At 44.4% G+C, this 5,387-nt stretch carries 9 protein-coding genes and 1 rRNA gene; 5 read left to right on the forward strand and 5 right to left on the reverse strand.

Translation table 11 applies throughout. The features are described from left to right. The 4 genes from rrf to NG795_RS28180 form a co-directional block, all read left to right on the forward strand. Positions 1–75 (forward strand): 5S ribosomal RNA (gene rrf, locus NG795_RS28480); the annotation flags it as partial. Between the two features lie 86 nt (positions 76–161). Further along, positions 162–344 (forward strand): DUF6888 family protein, encoded by a 183-nt coding sequence (locus NG795_RS28485; protein WP_436836098.1) that lies wholly within the window; start codon positions 162–164, stop codon positions 342–344. After that, the gene (locus NG795_RS28175; protein ID WP_367291913.1) at positions 341–541 is read left to right on the forward strand and encodes a DUF6887 family protein; all 201 of its coding nucleotides are present in this window, start codon (positions 341–343) and stop codon (positions 539–541) included. The genes NG795_RS28485 and NG795_RS28175 overlap by 4 nt, the downstream gene beginning before the upstream one ends. A 223-nt stretch (positions 542–764) precedes the next feature. Then, positions 765–1,151 (forward strand): hypothetical protein, encoded by a 387-nt coding sequence (locus tag NG795_RS28180; RefSeq protein WP_367291914.1) that lies wholly within the window; start codon positions 765–767, stop codon positions 1,149–1,151. Positions 1,152–1,317: 166 nt separating this feature from the next. Here the strand turns inward: NG795_RS28180 and NG795_RS28185 are convergent, their stop codons facing one another. Next, positions 1,318–1,701: a hypothetical protein gene (locus tag NG795_RS28185; RefSeq protein WP_367291915.1), complete on the reverse strand. Its 384-nt coding sequence runs from the start codon at positions 1,699–1,701 to the stop codon at positions 1,318–1,320. Positions 1,702–1,852: 151 nt separating this feature from the next. Next, the gene (locus NG795_RS28190) at positions 1,853–2,281 is read right to left on the reverse strand and encodes a hypothetical protein (protein ID WP_367291916.1); all 429 of its coding nucleotides are present in this window, start codon (positions 2,279–2,281) and stop codon (positions 1,853–1,855) included. A 256-nt stretch (positions 2,282–2,537) separates the two neighbouring features. On the opposite strand from NG795_RS28190, the gene NG795_RS28195 reads away from it, so the two are divergent. Next, positions 2,538–3,359 (forward strand): pentapeptide repeat-containing protein, encoded by an 822-nt coding sequence (locus tag NG795_RS28195; protein ID WP_367291917.1) that lies wholly within the window; start codon positions 2,538–2,540, stop codon positions 3,357–3,359. A 69-nt stretch (positions 3,360–3,428) separates the two neighbouring features. On the opposite strand, the gene scpB is transcribed toward NG795_RS28195, so the two are convergent. The 3 genes from scpB to NG795_RS28210 all read right to left on the reverse strand — a co-directional run bounded on the left by scpB (position 3,429) and on the right by NG795_RS28210 (position 5,258). Continuing rightward, positions 3,429–3,989: an SMC-Scp complex subunit ScpB gene (gene scpB, locus NG795_RS28200; protein WP_367291918.1), complete on the reverse strand. Its 561-nt coding sequence runs from the start codon at positions 3,987–3,989 to the stop codon at positions 3,429–3,431. Between the two features lie 100 nt (positions 3,990–4,089). After that, positions 4,090–4,941 (reverse strand): ABC transporter ATP-binding protein, encoded by an 852-nt coding sequence (locus NG795_RS28205; RefSeq protein ID WP_367291919.1) that lies wholly within the window; start codon positions 4,939–4,941, stop codon positions 4,090–4,092. Positions 4,942–4,994: 53 nt separating this feature from the next. Next, positions 4,995–5,258 (reverse strand): TIGR02450 family Trp-rich protein, encoded by a 264-nt coding sequence (locus NG795_RS28210; protein WP_367291920.1) that lies wholly within the window; start codon positions 5,256–5,258, stop codon positions 4,995–4,997. Positions 5,259–5,387: the final 129 nt, after the last annotated feature.

Consider the following 5,387-nt stretch of genomic DNA (forward strand, 5'->3'; position numbering starts at 1 on the left):
AACTCGGACGTGAAACGCGACTGCGGCGAAGATACTTGGAGGGTAGCCTCCTGGGAAAATAGCTCGGTGCCCGGTCATTATTTAAACGAAACCCCTCCACGAAAGTGTTGGGGTTTTGTTGTTTTAAGGGATTTATAAGATAAAATTGCCGAGGTGAAAAATTGCCCACTGTTGCACAAGCGTATGGGAGTGTTAAAGTTTGTCAGATGCTTTCTAACTTGTATCAAGTGATCAATGTGTTTCGCTACGATCCGGCGTTAAAAACTATTTATGTTCAAGCTGGTAGAAACGATGAGTTCGCCATCATAATAAATGAAGAGGGAATCTGGGAGTTTGTTGAATGAGCGAAAATCTTCAAAATCTGACAAATAGCGAATTAAAAGCTTATATGAAAGCTCATCGGAATGATGAGACTGCTTGTCACGAAGCCCTTAAAATTATGATGAGCCGTAGAAGTGAAACTACTGCTAAATATGCTTACGATATTACCGATGAAGAGATGAAGGCTCTTTTTCAGGAAAAACTTCGCTCAAAACAATAAGACTGTTGTGAGCGATCGCCTTTTAGACTTTCGATGAATTACTCTGCGTTAGGGAAACTTCCCGTCTCAGAAATCGCTTCCTCTAATTCTGTAGTGGTAGAGGCGAGGGGGGAGGAGTGTTGAAGGCTCCCCAACAGAGTCAAGCCTTCTCTTGCTAGAATATCAGTCAATCTTAACCGAAAAAGCATACCGAAGCGTCTCCTTATCATGAGGACAAATTGCAATGGCAGAACTCACGATTCAAGTCCCAGATGAATGGGCAAAGCGCCTGCAACCCTTACAACACCGCCTACCGGAACTGCTCCAGAGGCTTGTGGAGTCTATCCCCAACAGCGCAACTACAGAGATGCTTCCCACCGTTGCCAATCCAACGGCTTCCCCAGTGGTTTATGTGGAAGTGCTTGATTTTTTAATTTCTGGTCCCACTCCGGGAGAAATTGCTGCTTTCAAAGTATCGGGAGATGCTCAAGCGCGTTTGGGAGAATTGTTAGAAAAAAATCGCGAAGGTAGGTTAAATGAAACTGAATCGGCAGAACTAGATTTATCCGAGCAACTCGATCGCTTAATGACGTTGCTCAAGGCAAAAGCTTATGCAGAATCAATAAAATAAATGAGTTTTTTTCCATACCGCCGGGTTTGCGTCAGCTTACGAGCGATCGGGCTGAAGGAAAATGCGAATACTGTCTCATTCACCAAGACTTTTCAATTTACAGCCATGAAGTTGACGATATCATTGGGGTCAAACATGGAGGTCAAACGCTCAGTGATTTATCCAGTTAGGGATCGACAACAATGATTCCTTGACCGGGACCTTCGTAAATTTCAACGTGAGCTACTTGTCCAGTCCCGGTATAAAATCGTACTTCTGCTCTAGACTCAGAAGGCATGGATAGCCAATTACCATTTCTTTGAGCATTCAGAGTAGTCGTAAATCCATCATCCCAACTAATTACAATTCGGCTTGAACCATGCTCAATCGAACAGCCAATTGATTCGGCCTGAGCTTGGTTTTGTCCATAAAAACTACAGTTAGAGCTATAATTTCTTACTCCGTTCCTCCTCCCTTCGGCGTGAACATCGATAGTGGAAGCAATGGTAAATGCTACAAGCAAATTTGCCACCAAAGCGCCTCGATAAAACAAACCTGAGTGGATATTCATCTTAGATAAACCTCCTACGGCTAGAACATAATAACATTTAGTAAATTGTTAAATCCCTGCTCCCTATAGCGTTAAATAAAATTGCTCAGTAACGGCTCCTTCAGACTACCTCCAATCCCTTAATATGGGAAAGGAGAATAGTTTCTTTCAATTACCGATCGCTCCAGTCAAGATAAGGAGGATTGGAAATGCCATATCCCGTATCTTGGCATCGCTTCAAAGGATTAGTTACTTGTGGATATCCCTGCCCCACTCCTTCACTGGTATAAGCAGTGATAAAAGGTACATTATTTCCTTTCGCGTAAACATTTACACCATAAATTTGGTTGGGTCTACTTGGATCGGGATATACTCTTCTTGTTCCTTGAAAGGGTCCCCAATCAAGTATTACATCGGCATACTCCCGGATCGGGCCTAAAAGAACGCAAAAATCGCCTACATAGTTCGGGTCTATGATAAGATCTCCACGATGCTGTATTTCCGATCCAAAAGCAACTTGAGGTACAGCTAAATTTGGAACTACATTCAAGGTAGTAGTCAGTAATGCGATCGCACAGAGTTTAGAACGATTGATTTTCATTAAGAGTATCCTCAAATCCCTCTAGCTTGTCCCCACTTTAACAACCCGGTTTTAGCTTGTCCAGTGATAAAAAGTGACAAAAAGTGATAAAAAGTAGCGTTTTTTTGCTTTTTGTGGTAAGATTAGCGGAAATTCGAGGGTCGGATGGCGGAGTGACTCCTGCGGCGAACAGGGGGCGGTGGCTCCAGCTAAGTTGTCCTACCTGCTACTAACCCTTGCTCAGACTACCATAACAACGTTGGGGTGGACTTGATAGATGAAGGTTGAGGAAGCACTGGCGCTCGTGGAAGCTGTCCTGGAGGACGATCGCCTCAATGATGTTCAAGAGTTGATCTTTCGTCAGTGTTGGGAAGGAAACCAGTCTTATCAGGAAATTGCTCAAGTCTCTGGATACGATTATGAATATATCAAGGCAACGGGTGCTAAACTCTGGAAGTTACTGACAGAAGCATTGGGAGAAAAGGTTAAAAAAGGTAATCTCCAGTCTGTGCTGAAGCGATATTTACGGAGGAATCAAATCAATTTTTATCGCACTCAAGTCATTGGAGTGAATCTTAGCGGAGGCAGCTTAAGTGAAGCTAATCTCAGTGGTGCAAAACTATTTGCTAATTTAGGCCAATCTGATTCCTGTCAAGGCGATTTCTACAAAGAAAAAAGGCCAGATGATAAGACTGAATTATTACAGGAAGATGATATAAATGCTGAACTGGAGGGCAATCCGATCGCCCATTCAAGTTCTGAATCCGTTACTCATTCCTGGAATGGTTGGCAATTTCGATCGCAGGCAGAGGTGAAGATTGCAGAAGCACTTGATCGCGCTGGAGTTCTGTTTTTCCCGAACGCGACGGCGCGATTGACGACGCCGGATGCCAAGCAAAATCAACCCCCTCATTTTCTGGTTTGTTCTGAAGGTAAGTTAGGGATTCTCGTGGTGGACGGGGAGGAGGATGAAGCAGAAACCAGTCGCCTTCTCCAATCTCAGGGAATCCGCATCATCCACCATTACCCGGTTACCGAATGTACGGAAGAAAGCGATCGCATTGTGTTGGAGTTTTTACAAGGGTTGAGTCAAGCGTAGAAACTCCGATTGCAATCGTTTTTTTACAGTACAGCAGCAGGAATGGCAGCACATAGCCTCATTTCCTCTCTATTCCGTGGATGATTCTTCGGGGAATTCTTCGGGGAATTCTTCGGGTTCATCGTTTTCTGGATTTTGGTCTTGTTGAAAGGGTAATTCTAACTGTTTTGGTAACTGATCTAATTGGAAGTATTGATGAAATTTGGCGGTGACTTGTAGGGAGAACGATCGCGTTTCGGGTTGTCGGCGTTTGCGGACAAACCCTTGTTGGACTAATTCTTGAACGTGCTGATAAGCACCTGAACCGCGCAGTTCTACTAAGTCGGTTTGGCTGAGGGGGCCTTTGAGGGCGATCGCCGCTAAGGTTCTCAAGGCACCGACGCCTAATTCTGCTGGAATTAAGCGATGCATGAAGTCTTGAAAGGTTTCTCGCAGTTGCAAGCTATAGCCGTTTTCGGTTTCTAGCACTTCTAGCGCACTGTCTCGGTGAGCATAATCGTTAATCAGTTGAATGAGTGCTTCTTCTGCGGTTTCTTTATCGCAGTTGGCATATTCGGCAATTTCCGCGATCGCAAGCGGTTTCCCTTTTAAGTACAGTATGGCTTCAATCTGACTAGCTAAACTTGACATTGACGATTTCCGTACATCCAAAACCTCTAACCACCAAATATTTTAAACGCGGTGGAGTTCGTTCGACATTTAACTGATTCAGTTAAACTTTCGGAGTCTCTTAGTCTAACTGACGTCCGGTGAGTTCGACAAAAATATCTTCTAAGTTAGAAGGACGAACCATTAATCCGGTTTTGTCTGGTTGTTGTTCCAGGTAGGCGTTGGCTTCGGCAATGTCTGAGAAAAATTTATATTCCCACCGATCGCCAATTTGTTTCATCACCAATCCTTCTCCATGTTTTTGTCTAAACTGTTGGAGTGTCCCGAGTTCAATTAATTTCCCCCCATCCATAATTCCAATGCGATCGCACAGGTATTCCACTTCATCCATGTAATGAGTGGTTAGCAACATCGTCATCCCCTGGCGGTTTAAATCTTTTATAATTTCCCACAACCTCCGCCTGGTTTGCGGATCCAGTCCGACGGTTGGCTCATCTAAAAATAAGATATCCGGTTGATGTAACAGTGCTCGGGCAATTTGTAACCGCCGTTTCATGCCGCCTGATAAAGTTTTTACCTGGCTGTCTTGCCGATCGCCGAGTTCCACATAACTCAGCCATTGCTTGATTCTCTCTTGCCGTTCCCGGTTCGGAATATGATGCAGTCGTCCGTGAAACTCCATATTTTCCCAGACGGTGAGGTCATTATCCACACTGACTTGTTGTAAGACGACGCCGATGCACTGCTTCACCTGGATCGGTTGACCCTGGACATCATATCCGGCAATTTTGATACTCCCACTGGTGGGTTTGGTGAGGGTGGTGAGCATCCGAATGGTGGTGGATTTGCCTGCACCATTGGGTCCTAGCAAGCCAAACATCTCTCCCGGTGCAATGGTAAACGACAAGTCATTGACTACCGGGACTTTGTTATAAACTTTGTGGACATTTTCGACGGTAACTGCGGCACTCATGGAATTTTAGGTCAAGGGGATTTTTCTTTTCTGACTGTATCATGAAAGGGGAGTTAGAGTTCTACCAGGTCCTCTTCGGGTTGGGATTGCATTTCTTGTAAAGATTGCCAACCGGCTTGCCAGAGGTTTCTATCTTTAAATTGGGTGGCATTAATCCAAAAGCGCACGTTAGGGTCACAAGCGGAAACCATTTCTGCAAACACCCATTTGCCCTCGTTTTTGCGGTTCACCACTTGGAAATGTCTCCATCCCCAAGTTTGTTGTTGTGAGGTCCATTTGGACCCGACTAAATACGGGAATTTTTGTTTTTTTGCCATTGTTATCACCCTTTAATTTTTGATATGTATCGCTTAGTGGATTAGCGAGCAAGCTGGTTGACTGACAAAAGTTAAGAATGAGGGCTGAAAGCTTTACATTCAGGGATTTTTAGCCTGGGGCTTGAAAAG

It is taken from the genome of Laspinema palackyanum D2c (assembly GCF_025370875.1).
Taxonomy (GTDB): domain Bacteria; phylum Cyanobacteriota; class Cyanobacteriia; order Cyanobacteriales; family Laspinemataceae; genus Laspinema; species Laspinema palackyanum.